The sequence below is a fragment of the Pseudomonas sp. Je.1.5.c genome, from assembly GCF_051129895.1.
GTDB lineage: Bacteria > Pseudomonadota > Gammaproteobacteria > Pseudomonadales > Pseudomonadaceae > Aquipseudomonas > Aquipseudomonas urmiensis.
Map to the genome: position 1 here is coordinate 31478 of NZ_JBCPSP010000010.1, position 16510 is coordinate 47987.

Genomic DNA, 16510 nt, shown 5'->3' on the forward strand with positions numbered 1-16510 from the left:
TGGGCATCGAGACGGAATCAACCTTCACTATGCCCCGTCATGCCAACCAGTCAAGGCTAAGCAGCAGGCGGCGCTCGCCGGGTGCGGTCATCGGTGAGCGGTGCACCAGCCCTGCCCCTTTATTGCCCAGCCACTTCTCGCCCTTGAGTATTGCAACTTCACCGGCCTGCAAGCGCTGAATGTTATCCACAGCCGGCTGAGCGGTGTGAAGTTGTCCACGGTCTATTGCCTCTTCCTTGAGCCACTCGCTGCCGGCACCGGTATACGTGGTCAACAGTCGCAAAGGGACTTTATCCACATGGAAGCGCGGACACATGGCGCCCTCCAGCACCCGCAAGCGCAGGCCAATCCGGCGCGCGCCCAGCAGGCAGGTGTAAGCGGCCACCAACCAGGCCACGTCGGCGACGAAGCTCTCATAGCCATGCAGATCCGCCGCTTCCGGCAGCAGGCCTGGTAACTGCGGCGGGTGACGTTCATCCACATCGATCACCCGTTCATCTGCCAATAGCGGGTCAAGGCTGAGCAGCACTGTGGAAAAGTCTTCGACCTGCGCTGGCAAGCGTCGCTGCCAAGCCGCGAGGTTAACGCCATCCTGCAGTATTTCAGCCAACACCTGCGGCGATTGGCCGAACACCTGGGAGATATCCACAGTGCGAGTGGTACTCATGCCGCCATCTCGTCATGCCAAGCACCGAACGGATCGGGTAAACGTAGCCAAGCCATTGGACCCGTCTCCATCTCTTCATCAGTCAACAAGCAGGCGTCCAGCTCTGTGGATAACCTGGCAAAGTCGATGTTCTGACCAATGAACACCAGCTCCTGCCGGCAATCGCCTACCTCTGCTGTCCACTGCTTGAGAATCGCCGCAGTATTGTCTTCATCCTGTGGCCATTGCTCGCGCGGCACGAAGCGCCACCAGCGCCCGGCCAAACCATGGCGCATCATGCCGCCTGCCTGGGACCAGCTGCCGGCTTCCTGGTACTTGCTGGCCAGCCAGAAGAAGCCCTTGGAGCGCAGCAAGCGGCCATTGCCCCACGGCTTGTGGATAAAGTCGAAGAAACGCTGCGGGTGTAGCGGACGACGCGCCTGCCAGCTGCTGGCAGCGATACCATACTCCTCGGTCTCGGGCACGTGCTCGCCACGCAGCTCTTGCAGCCAACCCGGCGCCTGCGCCGCCTGATCGAAGTCGAACAAGCCGGTATCGAGGATTCGCGCCAGCGGCACTTGGCCCATCACCATCGGCACGATCTGCGCCCGGGCATTGAGGCTACGCAGGATCGCCGTGAGCTCTTCACGCTGATCCCGGCTGATCAGGTCGATCTTGCTCAGCAGCAGCACGTCGGCGAACTCGATCTGCTCGATCAGCAAGTCGCTGATCGAGCGCTCATCCTCTTCGCCCAAGGTTTCGCCGCGGCTGGCCAAGCTCTCGGCCGCTTGGTAATCGCGCAAAAAATTCAACCCGTCGACCACGGTGACCATGGTATCCAAGCGCGCCATATCGGACAGGCTACGGCCTTGTTCATCTCGGAACGTGAACGTCTCGGCCACCGGCAGGGGTTCGGAAATACCGGTCGACTCGATCAGCAGGTAATCGAAACGCCCTTCCTCGGCGAGCCGCGCCACTTCCTCAAGCAGGTCTTCGCGCAAGGTGCAGCAGATGCAGCCATTGCTCATCTCGACCAGTTTTTCTTCAGCGCGGTTGAGGCTCACGTTGCGCTGCACCTCGCTGGCGTCGATGTTGATTTCGCTCATGTCGTTGACGATCACAGCGACGCGCAAGCCATCACGATTGCGCAGGATGTGATTGAGCAAGGTACTTTTGCCCGCGCCTAGAAAGCCGGACAACACGGTGACAGGGAGACGGTTGGACATGGTAGACCTCTTCAGGCGGACGCATTCGAAACGATGCATTGCACAATGTTATAATATAACAATACAATTTCGCCAAGCCGTGCTGCCCAATGGCATTCCTGGAGAAGCCTATGAAACTGCCCTGTGCCTTGGCGCTATTGCTGATTGTGACGCCGGCACACCTGCTGGCGCTGCCGCAAACCAATCTGGCGCTATGTACGCGAAGCGCCACGCTGCTTGCCTGCAAGGATGGCAACGGCAACTACTACAGTGTGCGCAGCGGAGGTAGCTCTCTATATCTGCGCGGCTTCGAAGCGGCGAGCAAAAGACTGTGGGCGCAAACCAACACCGGTTACGGCCCTACGACCTTCTATACCGGTCTGGCGAGCGACGGAGAGGCTTGGTTCGGCTACAGCCGTCGAGTTGGCTGGACCACCTTGAACCGAGTGTCCAGCTCCAGCGGACAACGCTTCAACTTGCACTGCAGCCTGATTGGCGGATGCCGCTGACGATATTTTTGATGGGTACCCTGATGACCAGCTTGAAACTCCCCGATGTGGCAAAACAAACCACTCAGCGCACCCAGCCTTTGGATTGGGTCGGCATGCAGGGCATCGCCTTGCCCGTACAGTTTGAAGGGCGAACGCTAAGTGCTCGTGCCAGTGCAGGGGTTAACCTGGATGACGGCAAGTCGCGGGGTATTCATATGTCGCGGCTGTATCTGGCCTTGGAGAGCCTGGAGCAAAGCGAACTGAGCCCGCAGGTATTAAGGCGTTTGCTGGCGACCTTTCTCGACAGCCATGCAGGGCTTTCTTCTGCCGCTTACCTGAGCCTCACCTTCGAGCATCTGCTGAAAAGGCCTGCGTTGGTCAGCCCACTCTCCGGTTGGAAAAGCTACCCGGTGACGGTTGATGCCAGCATCAAAAATGAGATGTTCCACGTGGAACTATTTGTGCAAATTCCCTATTCATCCACCTGCCCTTGCTCGGCGGCGCTAGCTCGGCAGCTTATTCAGCAGCAGTTTCTAGCTGACTTCAGCCATGCTGACTTGAATCGCGAGGCGCTTTTGCAATGGTTGGGTAGCAGTCAGGGAATCGTAGCCACGCCTCACAGCCAGCGCAGCGATGCACAAGTAAAAGTGCGCCTGCGTGATGCTATGCAAACGTTGCCGATTACAGGCCTGATCGATCGAGTAGAAGGCGCCTTGCGCACGGCAGTACAAACTGCGGTCAAGCGCGCCGATGAACAGGCCTTCGCATTGGCCAATGGACAAAATCTCATGTTCTGCGAAGACGCCGCCAGGCGAGTCCACCTCGCCCTACGGGAAGTGGAATGGTCGAGCGGATTTAACGTGCGCGTGGAACATGCCGAAAGCCTGCATGCCCATGACGCTGTGGCGGTCAGCGAGTGGCAGTGGTAATTGCCGAGGGGCCGCGCTGCGACCCCAAATGACTTAACTTCAAGAACGTGGTTTGACTGTTCCACAGTCGTTGCCCAACCACACCGCTCGCGTATTCATGCTGCCCTGCTGTTGAACACCCGAAGCATTGAACGTGCCGTTGACCTTGGTGGTGAACTCCCGATCGCTAAGAAAAGTCGCCTCCCCGGTACCCTGCGCCTTTGGGCAGCTAAACTGAAACTTCCAGACATTGCCGCTGCGGTCGGTGATCTTTTGCGTACAGCCCGACTGCGGATCCTGCAACGGGATGTCATCAGTCTTGACCTGCTCCGGCGTCAGGCACGAACGCACTCCATTACCTGCCACGGTAATCCCCTGTTTTGCCAACACACCTTCCATCATGGCGCGCTGCTCGGGCGGTAGGTTCTTCAACTGACCGAGCATGAAGCCCATGTCGGGCAACGGCTTGCCGTCGACCTGCATATTGCTGGTGGTCAGCTCCCACAGGCCGGGTTGCAACATCTGCGCATTGACCAGCGGGCTGGCCAGGCCCACGACCAAGGCGAAAAGTGGCAGACGAATCTTCATCGATGGATGCTCCTTAGCATTACCGGCAATCTGGCCGGACAGAGCTTAGACGTCATTTTCGTGATTGGGTTGCAAGCCAGCCCATTAACGTGGTCTGTTAGCTGAAGTGATTTCGGCAAGCAGGATGCGTATGGATTACCACAGCCCCTACTTCTTCGGTTACGTGCTCGGCCTCATCCATTTGCTCGGCATCATTGCCGCGCTCCATGCAGTATTCACCGTGCGCACTGCCCAAGGTGCAATCGCCTGGGCGATGCCGCTGTTCTTCATTCCCTACCTGACCTTGATCCCCTATCTGGTTTTCGGCGCCCGCTCCTTCAATGCCTACATCCAGGCCAGGCGCCAGGCCAACCAGGAAATGCACGTGGCGATGGCCAACCTCAACTGGCGGCCATGGGTCGAGGAAGCACTCACCGCGCGCGAGTCCGACAGTTATGCGGCGCTGCGGGCAATGCCCAAGTTGGGTCGCATGCCGTGCCTGGCCAACAACGACGTCAAACTGTTGATCGATGGACAAGCCACTTTCGATGCCATCTTCGCTGCCATCGCTCAAGCGCGGCGGGTGGTGTTGGTGCAGTTCTTCATCATCCACGACGATGCTATTGGCCGTGAGCTGCAACAGCTGCTGTTGCGCAAGGCGGCTGAAGGTGTGCAGATTTTCGTCTTGTATGACCGGGTGGGCAGCCACGCCCTACCCGCCAGCTACAGCCAGGTATTGCGCGATGGCGGAGTACAGATCAAGGCGTTCGCAACTCGCAGTGGCTGGTTCAATCGCTTCCAGGTCAACTTCCGCAACCATCGCAAGATCGTCGTGGTCGACGGGCTGGAGGGTTTTGTCGGCGGGCATAACGTCGGCGACGAATACCTGGGGGGCCACCCTCGGCTGTCGCCCTGGCGCGATACCCATGTGCAAATCAGTGGGCCGGTGGTGGCGTGCCTGCAAGAGTCATTCGCCGAAGATTGGTACTGGGCCACCCGCGAGCTCCCCCCTCTGATCCTTCCCGACACCTATCCGGACAACGGTGTGCTGTGCCAATTGCTCGCCAGCGGTCCGGCCGACCCGCAGGAAACCTGTTCACTGTTCTTCGTCGAGGCCATCCAATCCGCCACCCACCGGGTGTGGATCACTACCCCCTACTTCATCCCCGACGAAGCCGTGTTCGCCGCCTTGCGCCTGGCGGTCATGCGCGGAGTGGATGTGCGCATCCTGATCCCCGCTCGGCCTGACCATCGGATTGTCTATGCCGCTTCCAGCCTGTTTGCCTTCGAAGCGGTGCGTGCTGGGGTGCGTATGTTCCGCTATCAGCCGGGCTTCCTGCACCAGAAGGTGGTGCTGGTGGATGACGAGGTCAGCGCGATCGGTAGTGCCAACTTGGACAACCGTTCGTTTCGCTTGAACTTCGAAATCACCCTGCTGACCGTAGACCGGACCTTTGCCGATCAGGTGCAGGCGATGCTGCTCAACGACTTTGACCAAGCCAAGGAGATCACTGCCGAGGACAGCCGCGATACCCATCGCCTGCAACAACTGGGGATGCGTATAGCGCGGCTGATCTCGCCGATCCTTTGAGGGTCAATTAGCGGTAGAGGTCTTCGCGGGTCCAGGGCAGGTCATGGTGACCATCCGCGTAAGGCTTCACTGCTAGAATCTGGTGCAGGTTGATCCAGCCCTTGCTGAAGGCATAGGCGCAGCCTGCCAGGTACAGACGCCAAATGCGCAGGGTCTTCTCCGGCACCAGGGCCGCCGCCCGGTGCAACTGGTGCTCGAGGTTTTCGCTCCAGTGATGCAGGGTCTTGGCGTAGTGCAGGCGCAGGCTTTCGATATCCACTACTTCCATGCCGGCTTGGCAAATGCTGCTGGTGATCATCGACAGGTGTGGCAGCTCACCGTTGGGGAATACATAGCGGTCGATGAACTCGCCCGCCCCTCGACCCACCGGACGCCCATCGACGTGTTTGGCAGTGATGCCGTGGTTCATCACTACGCCACCTTCGCGCACAGCGCCAAACAGCCTCTGGCAATACAGGTCGAGATTGGCGTGGCCGACATGTTCGAACATGCCAACGCTGACCACCTTGTCGAAACGTCCATCCTGCGGCAGGTCACGATAATCGAGAATCTGTAGGTCGACGCGCTTGGCCAGGCCTTCCTGTTTGACCCGCTCGCGCGCCAGCTTGAGTTGCTGCTTACTCAGGGTTATGCCGAAGACCTTGGCGCCATATTCACGCGCGGCGAACCGCGCCAGCCCTCCCCAGCCACAACCGACATCGAGCAGGTAGTCGTCCTGTTGCAGTCGAAGCTTGCGGCACAAGTGGTCGAACTTGTCCTGCTGGGCCTGATCGAGGGTGTTGTCCTGTTCCTTGAAGTAGGCGCAGGAGTAGGCCATGTCCTGATCCAGCCAGAGCTGATAGAACGCATTGGAGACATCATAGTGATAGGCGATGGACTCGGCGTCGGTACTTTTGTCATGAGCGCTGCGTACTGGCGAGGCATCCTGTTCATCAGTCAGCAGGGCATCGCTGAGCTCATCGCAGACCCTTATGGCTTCACCGATATCGCCTTCCAGTTCCAGCTTGCCTTCAACAAACGCCGCTCCCAGTTGCCCCATGCTCGGATGGGTCAACTGACTGATCAGCTGAGGCTCCTTGACCAGTATCGTCACTTGCGGGCTTGGCCCCAGATCGAACTGGTTACCGTCCCAGAGCTTCAGGCGTAGTGGCAAATGCAGGCTCTGCAACGCAGGTGGAAGTTGCGCAAGCATGAAATGACCCTCCCTTTGAATTTCGGACGTCTGCGAAATAGGGTAGTTCATTCATGCGAAGTTTCCGTTTAACCCGACCTTGGTCTAAAACTTCCTGGCTGCCAGTAGCGCCCGAAGGATTGTATACAATCTTCGCTGCGACTAATCTTGTGCCCCTCTGCGCTTCCTCATCCTGGAGTAATCCCATGAAATCTTATGATGTCGTGATCATCGGTGGCGGCCCTGGTGGCTACAACGCAGCCATCCGCGCTGGCCAATTGGGCCTGAGCGTGGCCTGCGTCGAAGGTCGCAGTACCCTCGGTGGCACTTGCCTGAACGTCGGCTGCATGCCCTCCAAGGCATTGCTGCACGCCTCCGAGCTGTACGAAGCGGCCAGTGGTGAGGAGTTCGCTCACCTAGGCATCGAGGTCAAACCGACCTTGAACCTGGCGCAGATGATGAAGCAGAAAGACGAAAGCGTGAGCGGCCTGACCAAGGGCATCGAGTACCTGTTTCGCAAGAACAAGGTCGACTGGATCAAGGGCTGGGGCCGTCTGGATGGCGTGGGCAAAGTCATCGTCAAAGCTGAGGATGGCAACGAAACCACCCTGCAAGCCAAGGACATTGTCATTGCCACCGGCTCCGAGCCCACTCCCCTGCCCGGCGTGACCATCGACAACCAGCGCATTATCGACTCCACTGGCGCGCTATCGCTGCCACAGGTGCCCAAGCATCTGGTAGTGATCGGCGCTGGTGTGATCGGCCTGGAGCTCGGCTCGGTTTGGCGCCGATTGGGTAGTGAAGTCACCGTGATCGAGTACCTGGATCGAATCTGCCCCGGCACCGACGAAGAGACCGCCAAGACCTTGCAGAAGGCGTTGGCCAAACAAGGCATGCGCTTCAAGCTCGGCAGCAAGGTTACCCAGGCCACCCCTTCAGCTGATGGCGTCAGCCTGAGCCTGGAGCCGGCAGCAGGTGGCGCCGCTGAAACCCTGCAGGCTGACTACGTGCTGGTGGCTATCGGTCGTCGTCCGTACACTCAGGGCCTCAACCTGGAAAGCGTCGGCATTCAAACCGACAAGCGCGGCATGCTCACCAACGAACATCACCGCAGCAGCGTGCCAGGCATCTGGGTGATTGGCGATGTCACCTCCGGGCCAATGCTTGCGCACAAGGCTGAGGATGAAGCGGTGTCGTGTATCGAGCGAATCGCCGGCAAGGCTCACGAGGTGAACTACAACCTCATCCCTGGGGTGATCTACACCCGTCCGGAACTGGCCAGCGTCGGCAAGACCGAAGAGCAGCTCAAGGCCGAAGGCCGCGCCTACAAGGTCGGCAAGTTCCCCTTCACTGCCAACAGCCGGGCGAAGATCAACCATGAGACCGAAGGCTTCGCCAAGGTGCTGGCCGATGCCAATACCGATGAGGTCTTGGGCGTGCATCTGGTCGGCCCGAGCGTTAGTGAAATGATCGGCGAGTTCTGTGTGGCGATGGAGTTCTCAGCGTCGGCCGAGGATATCGCCCTCACCTGCCACCCGCATCCAACCCGCTCCGAGGCCTTGCGCCAGGCGGCGATGAATGTGGATGGGATGGCGATGCAGATCTGATAGTGCGCAGCCCAATCGCAGCGGCGCGCCGCCGCTGCGATTTACCCGCGCGTTATCACGCTGGCAACACAGGCTGCTGAAAACGAGCCGCCAAAAACGGGGTGATATCCACCGGCGATGTCTCGTTGTGGATAACCTTGTCCAATATCACCCCGGTAATCGCCGATGTCAGAATCCCGGTACGGAAATGTCCACAGGCATTTAAGTATCCCTCCACCTCATCCACAGCCCCAAGGATCGGCAGCTCATCCGGTGATCCCGGCCGCAGCCCCGCCCAGGTCCGCTTGAGGTTCACCTGCGCCAGCTCCGGCACGCAGCGCACCGCGCCCTGCACCAGTCCACTGATTTCCGGGAAGGTGTTGTTGACATCAAAGCCCTTCTCTTCAGTAGTACTGCCAATCAGGATCTCGCCGTTGTCCTTTTGCGCCATGTAGCAATCGCTGGTGGTAATGCAGCCATCCAGCAGTTTCGGCAGGCGTTCGGTGAGCACGATCTGGCCCTTGACCGGCTTGACTGGAATAGCCGTTCCAGTCGCCCACTCGCTCAGCTCGGCAGCCCAGGCACCAGCCGCATTGAGCAGGGTATGGCAGTGGAAGTCTCCCGCTTGTTCGGTGCGCACACCCTTGATCCGCGCCCCTTGATGCATGACACCCGTGACCCGGGTATTCAGATACAAGTCGACGCCATTCTGCCGAGCCGCCTCCAGATAGGCATCGCCCAGGCGGAACGGGCTCACCTGGTGATCGCAGAGAAACTCGAGCGCTCCGGTTGCCTGCAAGGTCACTGCCGGCTCTGCTTCACGCAACGCCCTGCGATCAAGCCAACGTACCTGCTCGGCCAGGTGGGGGATCTGCTTGACGATGTGTTCGGCGTAGAGCTGGTCCTCTTCATCCTGAATCACGTACTTCAATCCGGTACGCTCGAACTTGAAGTCCATGCCATGGCGCTCGATCAGCTCCTGATGCAGCTGTGGATAAAGCGCGTTCGACTGCAGCGCCAGGTCGAAGAAGCACTGCGGGAGGATATGCGGCGTGCTCGAATCCACGGCCACCGCGGCCCCATGGGCTTCACGCTTGGCCCGCGAAGACAGCATGCGAAAGAAGATCACCCCGCAGCCCAGCCCCACCGATTCACCAATGGCCCACAAACCTCCAGCCGACGCGCGAGTGGCATTGCCGGGGCGCTTGTCATCGATCAAGGCAATGCGCAGGTTGCCGCGCTTGGACAGCTGATAGGCGCACGAAGCGCCGATAACGCCGCCGCCGGCAATCACGATATCGTATGTCTTGGTCATGCTCAGGCCTCCGTGGCCAGGTGCTGAAAGGCTGAGAAAGGCACCGGGTCGACCGGAAACCGGGGGCGCAGCCAGCCGACATCGGCCCGGCCGGTAGCCGCCCGAAGGCGATCAGTGCAATAGCCCACGCACATGCGCCCTTGGCAGTCGCCCATGCTCACCCGAGTGCGCATCTTCAAACTGGCCATGTCTTGCACGCCCTGTTCGAGCGCCAGGTCGATAGCGTCGCGGGTAACCTGCTCACAGCGACAGATCAGCGTATCAGCCTGGGGCAACTCAATCTGCGCTGCGCCGCGTGCGGTAAAGCGCTCGACCCCGGAGCGAAAGCGTTGGATCGAAGCCAGCTTGCCCAAGTACAGCTCACGCCGCTCGATCGCCTGCTCGGCGCTGAGCACCGCCAACTGCTGCAATATCGATACGGCGGCTAGACGCCCGGTCAGCATTGCCGCCTCACCCCCGCGTATACCTGCCATGTCACCCGCCAAGTGGATATGCGGCAGGCTGCTTTGCTGCCATACATTAACCTCAGGCCGCAGGTAGCCGTCGTCGCTGAAACCATGCGCCAGCCCCAGTTGCTGGCTGAGCTGAGTACGGGGAATGAAGCCGTAGCCGACGGCGAGCGTTTGCACCCGTTCCCGCTGCAGGCGAGTCAAATCCGGCTGCCAGTCCTGGGTGTAAGGCGCGACGCTCACCTCATTCAGCTCGCCGTCGCCTTGGGCAGCGACCACGCCCCAGCCATAGTGCATGGGAATTCCATTGAGCTTCATGTAGGCCAGCATGCTCAGGCCGTCGAGAAATAGCTGAGGCTTGTTCAACAGCGCCAGGCTCTCGCGCGCTATGCGGTTGAACGCGCACGCTTCGTAAACCCCCGCAACTTCGGCTCCGGCAGCGTGCAACTGGCAGGCCACCAGTGGCAGCAGTGGCCCAGTACCGGCGATCAAAGTACTGCCCAGCGGCTTGACCACCCCACTCTTGATCTGCAGCTGCAGGCCGCCGAGCAGCATCACGCCGGGTAAAGTCCAGCCAGGGAAAGGCACGTTACGTTCATGACAACCGGCCGCCAGCAGCAGTTGGGCATAGTCGATTTCATGCAGGTGCTCGTCACCATCGAGCACCATCAAGCACTGCTCATTGCCTCCAACCACGCGGCTGTTCAGACGCAGGTCGATATGCTCGGCACACAGGGCGAAATCTTCGTGCAGCGTATTCAACGCCTTGGCATAGCGTGCCCCCAGATAGCCGAGGTCGACGCCCGCCCGCAGCGGACCGCGATAGACCACCCCGCCTGGGCGCGAAGCTTCGTCGAACAGCAGGCTGGCGACGCCATGCTCAGCCAGCTCGATAGCTGCCGCCATGCCTGCCGAACCACCACCAACGATCACCGGACGCAGGCTCATGAGTGCTCCTCCGGCGAGATGCGGTTGAACTGGGTTTCGATGTGCATGCCAGCGCGAACCACTGTCTGACAGGCGCGGCGTTTGGCTCGGCCATCAATGGCGACCAGGCAGCAATGGCAAACGCCCATGCCACAGAAAGCGCCACTGACGTGGCCATGATCATTACGCGCCACTTGGCGCAGGCCAACGGCGTTCAAGACACTGAGTACGGTTTCACCCGGAGCGGCGGCAACGGCAACGCCGTTGAGGTGGAGGGTCAGGTGATCTGCCGGAAGGGGCTGGATATCGAGGATTCTTTCCATTGGGTATTACCTTGTCGTCCATGTTCAACAAGGGACACAAGGTAATTCAACTTCGGATAGGAAATATTGATCTATGCCGTATTAAGCCTGTGAGATATTTCCTATATATGTGAAGGAAAAAGTCACCTACACATGAAGGTTAGAGATATCTATGGAAGCCTGACGGTACAGAGCTCCTGTCGTCCCTTAAACGACCGAGGCTTTAATTACTAACTGCTCCCGCACTACTTCGTTGACAGTAAAATAGAAGACTCGCATGCTCGAATAAGGGAATGAAAACCATTCCCAACTAACGCCTTGCAATGAGTTTACCGCTGGATTTTCTCAATCCACCGATCAAGTTATGGGATGCTACAAGCACTTCATAACATTCTATAACTGAATATTATTACAACTAACGAAAGGCCCCCAGTAATGAACTGTATTTTTTGCCAAATTGCCGAAGGGATTTCTCCATCCCATATTATCTGGGAGGACGAAAAACATTTATCGTTTTTATCAATCTACCCCAATACGCCAGGATTCACGGTCGTTATACCCAAGTCACACCATAGTAGTTACGCATTTGAACAAACTGACTTGGTTATTTCCGAGCTGGTGCTAGCAGCCAAGAACACCGCACTGTTGATTGACCGCGCCCTGCCAAACGTGGCGAGAACCGGTATGATTTTGGAGGGCTATGGCGTTGATCACCTGCACGCGAAGTTATTCCCCATGCATGGGACGGGTGAGGACAGTAAATTTAGAAAAATCAGCTCATGCGTAGACACGTATTTTGACAAGTATGAAGGTTATATTTCTTCGCATGATTCAGCCAGAGCTGATGACAGTGCCCTGTCTGAACTTGCTGCGCATATAAAATCTTTTAGTTGAGCGATTTATAATCCAACATGATTTCCCTATCCCCCCTAAGGTTTACGTGGATCATGGTGGCTTTCACGTAGTTGGTTACGAGGTAAGGTAAGGCAGCTTCGGTTGAAAAAGATTGACCTATGCCGGATTAGGGCTGCGTTGCAGTCCATCGCGGGACAAGCCCGCTCCCACAGAGTGACGCTTTCTTTGGATAGGCGCCGTTTTTGTAGGAGTAGGCTTGCCCCGCGCTGGGCGGCACAACGGCCGCCAAATCTAGACTGCACAGTGCACTAGATCACTCCACGGTAACCGACTTAGCCAGGTTACGCGGCTGGTCTACGTCGGTGCCCTTGAGCACCGCAACGTAGTACGACAGCAGTTGCAGCGGGATGGTGTAGAGAATCGGCGACAGCGCATCGCTAACGTGCGGCACCTTGACCACGTGGGTGCCTTCGCCATTGCTCATGCCCGACTGTTCGTCAGCGAACACCACCAGCTCGCCACCGCGGGCACGAACTTCCTGCAGGTTGGACTTGAGCTTCTCCAGCAGTTCGTTGTTCGGGGCCACGGTAACCACCGGCATGTCGCTGTCGACCAGCGCCAGCGGGCCATGCTTGAGCTCGCCGGCCGGGTAGGCTTCGGCGTGGATGTAGGAGATTTCCTTGAGCTTGAGCGCGCCTTCCATTGCCACCGGGTACTGCGCGCCACGGCCGAGGAACAGGGTGTGGTGCTTGTCGGCAAACAGCTCGGCGATCTTCTCGACCGTGCCGTCCATGGCCAGGGCTTCACCCAGGCGAGTCGGCAAGCGACGCAATTCTTCGACCAACTCAGCTTCGACGCCTGCCTCCAGGGTGCCGCGAACCTGGCCCAATGCCAGGGTCAGCAGCATCAGCGAGACCAGCTGGGTGGTGAAGGCTTTGGTCGAGGCCACGCCGATTTCTGGGCCGGCCAGGGTCAGCAGGGTCAGATCGGATTCGCGAACCAGCGAGCTGATGCCCACGTTGCAGATCGCCAGGCTGCCGAGGAAGCCCAGCTCCTTGGCATTGCGCAGGGCCGCCAAGGTATCGGCGGTTTCACCCGACTGGGAAATCGAGACGAACAGGGTGTCTGGCTGCACCACTACCTTGCGATAGCGGAACTCGCTGGCCACTTCGACCTGGCACGGAATGCCAGCCAGGCCTTCGAGCCAGTAACGGGCGACCATACCGGCGTGGTAGCTGGTGCCGCAGGCGACGATCTGCACGTTACGCACTTTGCCAAACAGCTCGGCTGCCTGTGGGCCAAATGCTTGAACCAACACGTGATCACTGCCCAGGCGACCTTCCAGGGTGCGCTGAACGACGGTTGGCTGCTCGTGGATCTCTTTGAGCATGAAGTGGCGATAAGCGCCCTTGTCCGCCGCCTCGGCACCTTCGTGGTACTGCACTGCCTCGCGCTGGACTTTGTTGCCAGCCTGATCCCAGATGTTGATCTGGTCACGGCGGATCTCGGCGATATCGCCCTCTTCGAGGTACATGAAGCGGTCGGTGACCTGGCGCAGGGCCAACTGGTCGGAAGCGAGGAAGTTTTCCCCATGGCCCAGGCCGATTACCAGCGGGCTACCGCTACGCGCTGCAACCAGGCGGTCTGGCTGCTTGACGCTGATCAGCGCCAAGCCATAGGCGCCGTGCAGGCGTTTGACCGCTACCTTGAGGGCGTCGGCCAGATCTGGCGTGCTCTTGAGGGTGTGGTGAATCAGGTGGACGATCACTTCGGTGTCGGTTTGCGAAACAAACGAGTAGCCCAGAGCTTTGAGCTCTTCACGCAGGGCTTCGTGGTTTTCGATGATGCCGTTGTGCACCACTGCCACTTCGTGGCCGGAGAAATGCGGGTGAGCATTGGTCTCGGTAGGTGCACCGTGGGTAGCCCAGCGGGTGTGGGCGATGCCCAGTTGGCCCGCCAGCGGCTCGGCGGCAACAGCGGCTTCCAATTCGCTGACCTTGCCGATCCGGCGACGACGCTCAAGGGTACCGTCTTGGGTGTAGACGGCCAGCCCTGCGCTGTCATAGCCACGGTATTCCAGGCGCTTGAGGCCTTCGATCAGGATGGTAGTAATGTTGCGCTCGGCTACGGCACCGACGATTCCACACATAATTAATGCTCCTGGCTGATCGCGGCGCAGATCAGGTTAATGCCGCGGGCTTTGAATTCTTCGCGTGCCGCTGCTGGCAGGCGGTCATCTGTAATCAGGGTGTTGATGCTGCTCCACGGCAGCTCAAGGTTGGGAATCTTGCGCCCGACCTTGTCTGACTCGACCATCACGATCACTTCGCGGGCCACCTCCGCCATCACCCGGCTCAGGCCGAGCAATTCATTGAAGGTGGTGGTGCCACGTTCGAGGTCGATGCCATCGGCACCGATGAACAGCTGGTCGAAATCGTATGAGCGTAGTACCTGCTCGGCGACCTGGCCCTGGAACGACTCGGAGTGCGGGTCCCAGGTGCCGCCCGTCATCAACAGTACTGGCTCATGTTCGAGCTCGCTGATGGCACGGGCGACGTTCAACGAGTTGGTCATTACTACCAGACCCGGCTGGCGGCCCAGTTCAGGGATCATGGCGGCGGTGGTGCTGCCACTGTCGATGATGATCCGCGCATGTTCGCGAATCCGGGCAACGGCGGCGCGGGCGATCGCTTGCTTGTAGCGCGACACCGGCTGCACGGCTTCGCCGAGCAACTCCTGGGGCACCGGGACAGCGCCGCCATAACGGCGCAGTAGCAGGCCGTTGGCTTCAAGCGCAGCGAGGTCTTTGCGGATGGTCACTTCCGAAGTTTCGAAACGCTTGGCCAAGTTATCCACACTCACTTCACCCTGCTCGGTGAGCAAGGCCAGGATATTGTGACGGCGCTGGGGCGTGTTTCGTTTCGACATGACAGGTTAAGTTTCGATTCGAAAGATAATGATTGCAATCAAAACCTAAGACGAAGGCTTCGTCAATGCCTAAATAGCTCTGTGGATAAAAAAATCGCGGGGCAAGCCCGCTCCCACGCCTAGCTCCGGATGTGGAGTCCAACGTGGGAGCGGGCTTGCCCCGCGATAGGGTCTGTGGATAACCCTCGGTGAAGCAATCAGCTCTTCTTGATCTTCTCTGGACGTTTCCAGCCTTCAATGTTGCGTTGGCGCGCACGGCCCACGGCCAATTGCTTGTCTTCAACGGTCTGGGTGATGGTAGAACCCGCCGCCGTAGTAGCGCCGTCCTTGATTTCAACAGGGGCTACCAGCGAGTTGTTCGAGCCGATGAACACATCCTCGCCCATCACTGTCTTGAACTTGTTGGCGCCATCATAGTTGCAGGTAATGGTGCCGGCACCGATGTTGGTGCGGGCGCCGACCTCGGCGTCACCCAGGTAAGTCAGGTGACCGGCCTTGGCGCCCTCGCCCAAGTGGGCATTCTTCAGCTCGACGAAGTTACCCACATGGGCCTTGGCATCCAGCACGCTACCCGGACGCAGGCGCGCGAACGGGCCAGCATCGCTGCCCTCGCCCAACACCGCACCATCAAGGTGGCTGTTGGCTTTGACTACTGCGCCTTTGCGCAGGGTGCTGTCCTTGATGACGCAGTTCGGACCGATCTGTACGTCATCCTCGATCACCACCTTGCCTTCGAGAATCACGTTAACGTCGATCAGCACATCGCGACCAACGGTCACCTCACCACGGACATCGAAGCGCGCTGGATCGCGCAGGGTTACGCCCTGGGCCATCAACCGACGGCCCTCGCGCAGCTGGTAGTGACGCTCAAGCTCAGACAGCTGCCGGCGATCATTGGCGCCCTGCACTTCCATCGGATCATGCGGCTGTTCGGTGGCGACCACCAGGCCATCGGCAACGGCCATGGCGATCACGTCGGTGAGGTAGTACTCACCCTGGGCGTTGTTGTTGGACAGCCGCCCCATCCAGTCGGCCAGGCGCGCGGCGGGCATGGCGAGGATGCCGGTGTTGCCTTCCTTGATCGCTTTCTGCGCGTCGCTGGCGTCCTTGTGCTCGACGATTGCCGCGACCTGGCCCTGGGCATCACGCACGATGCGGCCGTAGCCGGTCGGATCTTCAAGATTGACGGTGAGCAGGCCCAACTGCTGCTGGTTGGCCTTGGCCAGCAAGCGCTGCAGGGTTTCTACTTCAATCAGCGGCACGTCGCCGTACAGCACCAGCACGGTGTCGGCGGTGAGTGCTGGAATCGCCTGGGCGACGGCGTGGCCGGTGCCCAGCTGCTTGTCTTGCAGGACGAAGTTCAGGTCATCCGCGGCTAACCGCTCGCGCACCAGCTCGGCACCATGGCCAATGACCACATGGATACCGCTAGGCTTCAGCTGGCGCGCGCTGTGGATAACGTGACCGAGCATGGAGTTGCCAGCCACCGGATGCAGCACCTTGGGCAATGCCGAACGCATGCGGGTGCCTTGGCCGGCGGCGAGAATAACGATATCGAGGGACATTGAC

15 protein-coding genes are annotated in these 16510 nt (G+C 59.3%); 5 read left to right on the forward strand and 10 right to left on the reverse strand.

Annotated features, from left to right (window positions below):
• Positions 1 to 37: 37 nt before the first annotated feature.
• Both AAZU54_RS10565 and zigA read right to left on the reverse strand, forming a co-directional pair.
• Entirely contained in the window at positions 38 to 667 is a 630-nt protein-coding gene (locus AAZU54_RS10565; RefSeq protein WP_434727132.1) for a DUF1826 domain-containing protein, read from the reverse strand.
• Positions 664 to 1872, reverse strand: coding sequence for a zinc metallochaperone GTPase ZigA (gene zigA, locus AAZU54_RS10570; RefSeq protein WP_434727133.1), 1209 nt, complete (start codon positions 1870 to 1872; stop codon positions 664 to 666). The genes AAZU54_RS10565 and zigA overlap by 4 nt, the downstream gene beginning before the upstream one ends.
• 110 nt (positions 1873 to 1982) lie before the next feature.
• Here zigA and AAZU54_RS10575 point away from each other — a divergent pair, with 110 nt between their 5' ends.
• The gene (locus tag AAZU54_RS10575) at positions 1983 to 2360 is read left to right on the forward strand and encodes a glutamine synthetase (protein ID WP_434727134.1); all 378 of its coding nucleotides are present in this window, start codon (positions 1983 to 1985) and stop codon (positions 2358 to 2360) included.
• A 23-nt stretch (positions 2361 to 2383) separates the two neighbouring features.
• On the forward strand, positions 2384 to 3271 hold the full coding sequence (gene folE2 / locus AAZU54_RS10580; RefSeq protein ID WP_186553238.1) for a GTP cyclohydrolase FolE2: 888 nt from the start codon (positions 2384 to 2386) through the stop codon (positions 3269 to 3271).
• Between the two features lie 39 nt (positions 3272 to 3310).
• On the opposite strand, the gene AAZU54_RS10585 is transcribed toward folE2, so the two are convergent.
• The gene (locus AAZU54_RS10585) at positions 3311 to 3838 is read right to left on the reverse strand and encodes a DUF3617 domain-containing protein (RefSeq protein WP_186553087.1); all 528 of its coding nucleotides are present in this window, start codon (positions 3836 to 3838) and stop codon (positions 3311 to 3313) included.
• Positions 3839 to 3968: 130 nt separating this feature from the next.
• Between AAZU54_RS10585 and cls the strand changes: the two genes are divergently transcribed.
• Positions 3969 to 5408, forward strand: a complete 1440-nt coding sequence (gene cls, locus AAZU54_RS10590; RefSeq protein WP_186553088.1) for a cardiolipin synthase — start codon at positions 3969 to 3971, stop codon at positions 5406 to 5408.
• Between the two features lie 7 nt (positions 5409 to 5415).
• On the opposite strand, the gene cfaB is transcribed toward cls, so the two are convergent.
• Positions 5416 to 6600, reverse strand: coding sequence for a C17 cyclopropane fatty acid synthase CfaB (gene cfaB, locus AAZU54_RS10595; RefSeq protein WP_312156669.1), 1185 nt, complete (start codon positions 6598 to 6600; stop codon positions 5416 to 5418).
• Positions 6601 to 6785: 185 nt separating this feature from the next.
• On the opposite strand from cfaB, the gene lpdA reads away from it, so the two are divergent.
• Complete coding sequence (gene lpdA, locus AAZU54_RS10600) at positions 6786 to 8186, forward strand: dihydrolipoyl dehydrogenase (protein ID WP_312156672.1); 1401 nt, start codon at positions 6786 to 6788, stop codon at positions 8184 to 8186.
• A gap of 55 nt (positions 8187 to 8241) precedes the next feature.
• Here the strand turns inward: lpdA and hcnC are convergent, their stop codons facing one another.
• Genes hcnC through hcnA form a run of 3 tightly spaced genes read right to left on the reverse strand, consistent with a single transcriptional unit; the run spans position 8242 to position 11179 of the window.
• Positions 8242 to 9480 carry a cyanide-forming glycine dehydrogenase subunit HcnC gene (gene hcnC / locus AAZU54_RS10605; protein WP_186553091.1) on the reverse strand — a complete coding sequence of 413 codons (1239 nt, stop codon included), beginning with the start codon at positions 9478 to 9480 and terminating at the stop codon, positions 8242 to 8244.
• A gap of 2 nt (positions 9481 to 9482) precedes the next feature.
• A complete protein-coding gene (gene hcnB / locus AAZU54_RS10610) occupies positions 9483 to 10877 on the reverse strand; it encodes a cyanide-forming glycine dehydrogenase subunit HcnB (RefSeq protein WP_434727135.1) in 1395 nt (464 codons plus the stop codon).
• Positions 10874 to 11179 carry a cyanide-forming glycine dehydrogenase subunit HcnA gene (gene hcnA / locus AAZU54_RS10615; protein WP_186553093.1) on the reverse strand — a complete coding sequence of 102 codons (306 nt, stop codon included), beginning with the start codon at positions 11177 to 11179 and terminating at the stop codon, positions 10874 to 10876. The genes hcnB and hcnA overlap by 4 nt, the downstream gene beginning before the upstream one ends.
• 414 nt (positions 11180 to 11593) lie before the next feature.
• On the opposite strand from hcnA, the gene AAZU54_RS10620 reads away from it, so the two are divergent.
• Positions 11594 to 12052 carry an HIT family protein gene (locus AAZU54_RS10620; protein ID WP_186553094.1) on the forward strand — a complete coding sequence of 153 codons (459 nt, stop codon included), beginning with the start codon at positions 11594 to 11596 and terminating at the stop codon, positions 12050 to 12052.
• Positions 12053 to 12326: 274 nt separating this feature from the next.
• On the opposite strand, the gene glmS is transcribed toward AAZU54_RS10620, so the two are convergent.
• The 3 genes from glmS to glmU all read right to left on the reverse strand — a co-directional run bounded on the left by glmS (position 12327) and on the right by glmU (position 16506).
• Positions 12327 to 14162 (reverse strand): glutamine--fructose-6-phosphate transaminase (isomerizing), encoded by a 1836-nt coding sequence (gene glmS, locus AAZU54_RS10625; protein WP_405129188.1) that lies wholly within the window; start codon positions 14160 to 14162, stop codon positions 12327 to 12329.
• Positions 14163 to 14164: 2 nt separating this feature from the next.
• Entirely contained in the window at positions 14165 to 14941 is a 777-nt protein-coding gene (locus AAZU54_RS10630) for a DeoR/GlpR family DNA-binding transcription regulator (protein WP_186553110.1), read from the reverse strand.
• A 197-nt stretch (positions 14942 to 15138) separates the two neighbouring features.
• Entirely contained in the window at positions 15139 to 16506 is a 1368-nt protein-coding gene (gene glmU, locus AAZU54_RS10635) for a bifunctional UDP-N-acetylglucosamine diphosphorylase/glucosamine-1-phosphate N-acetyltransferase GlmU (protein ID WP_186553111.1), read from the reverse strand.
• Positions 16507 to 16510 lie beyond the last annotated feature (4 nt).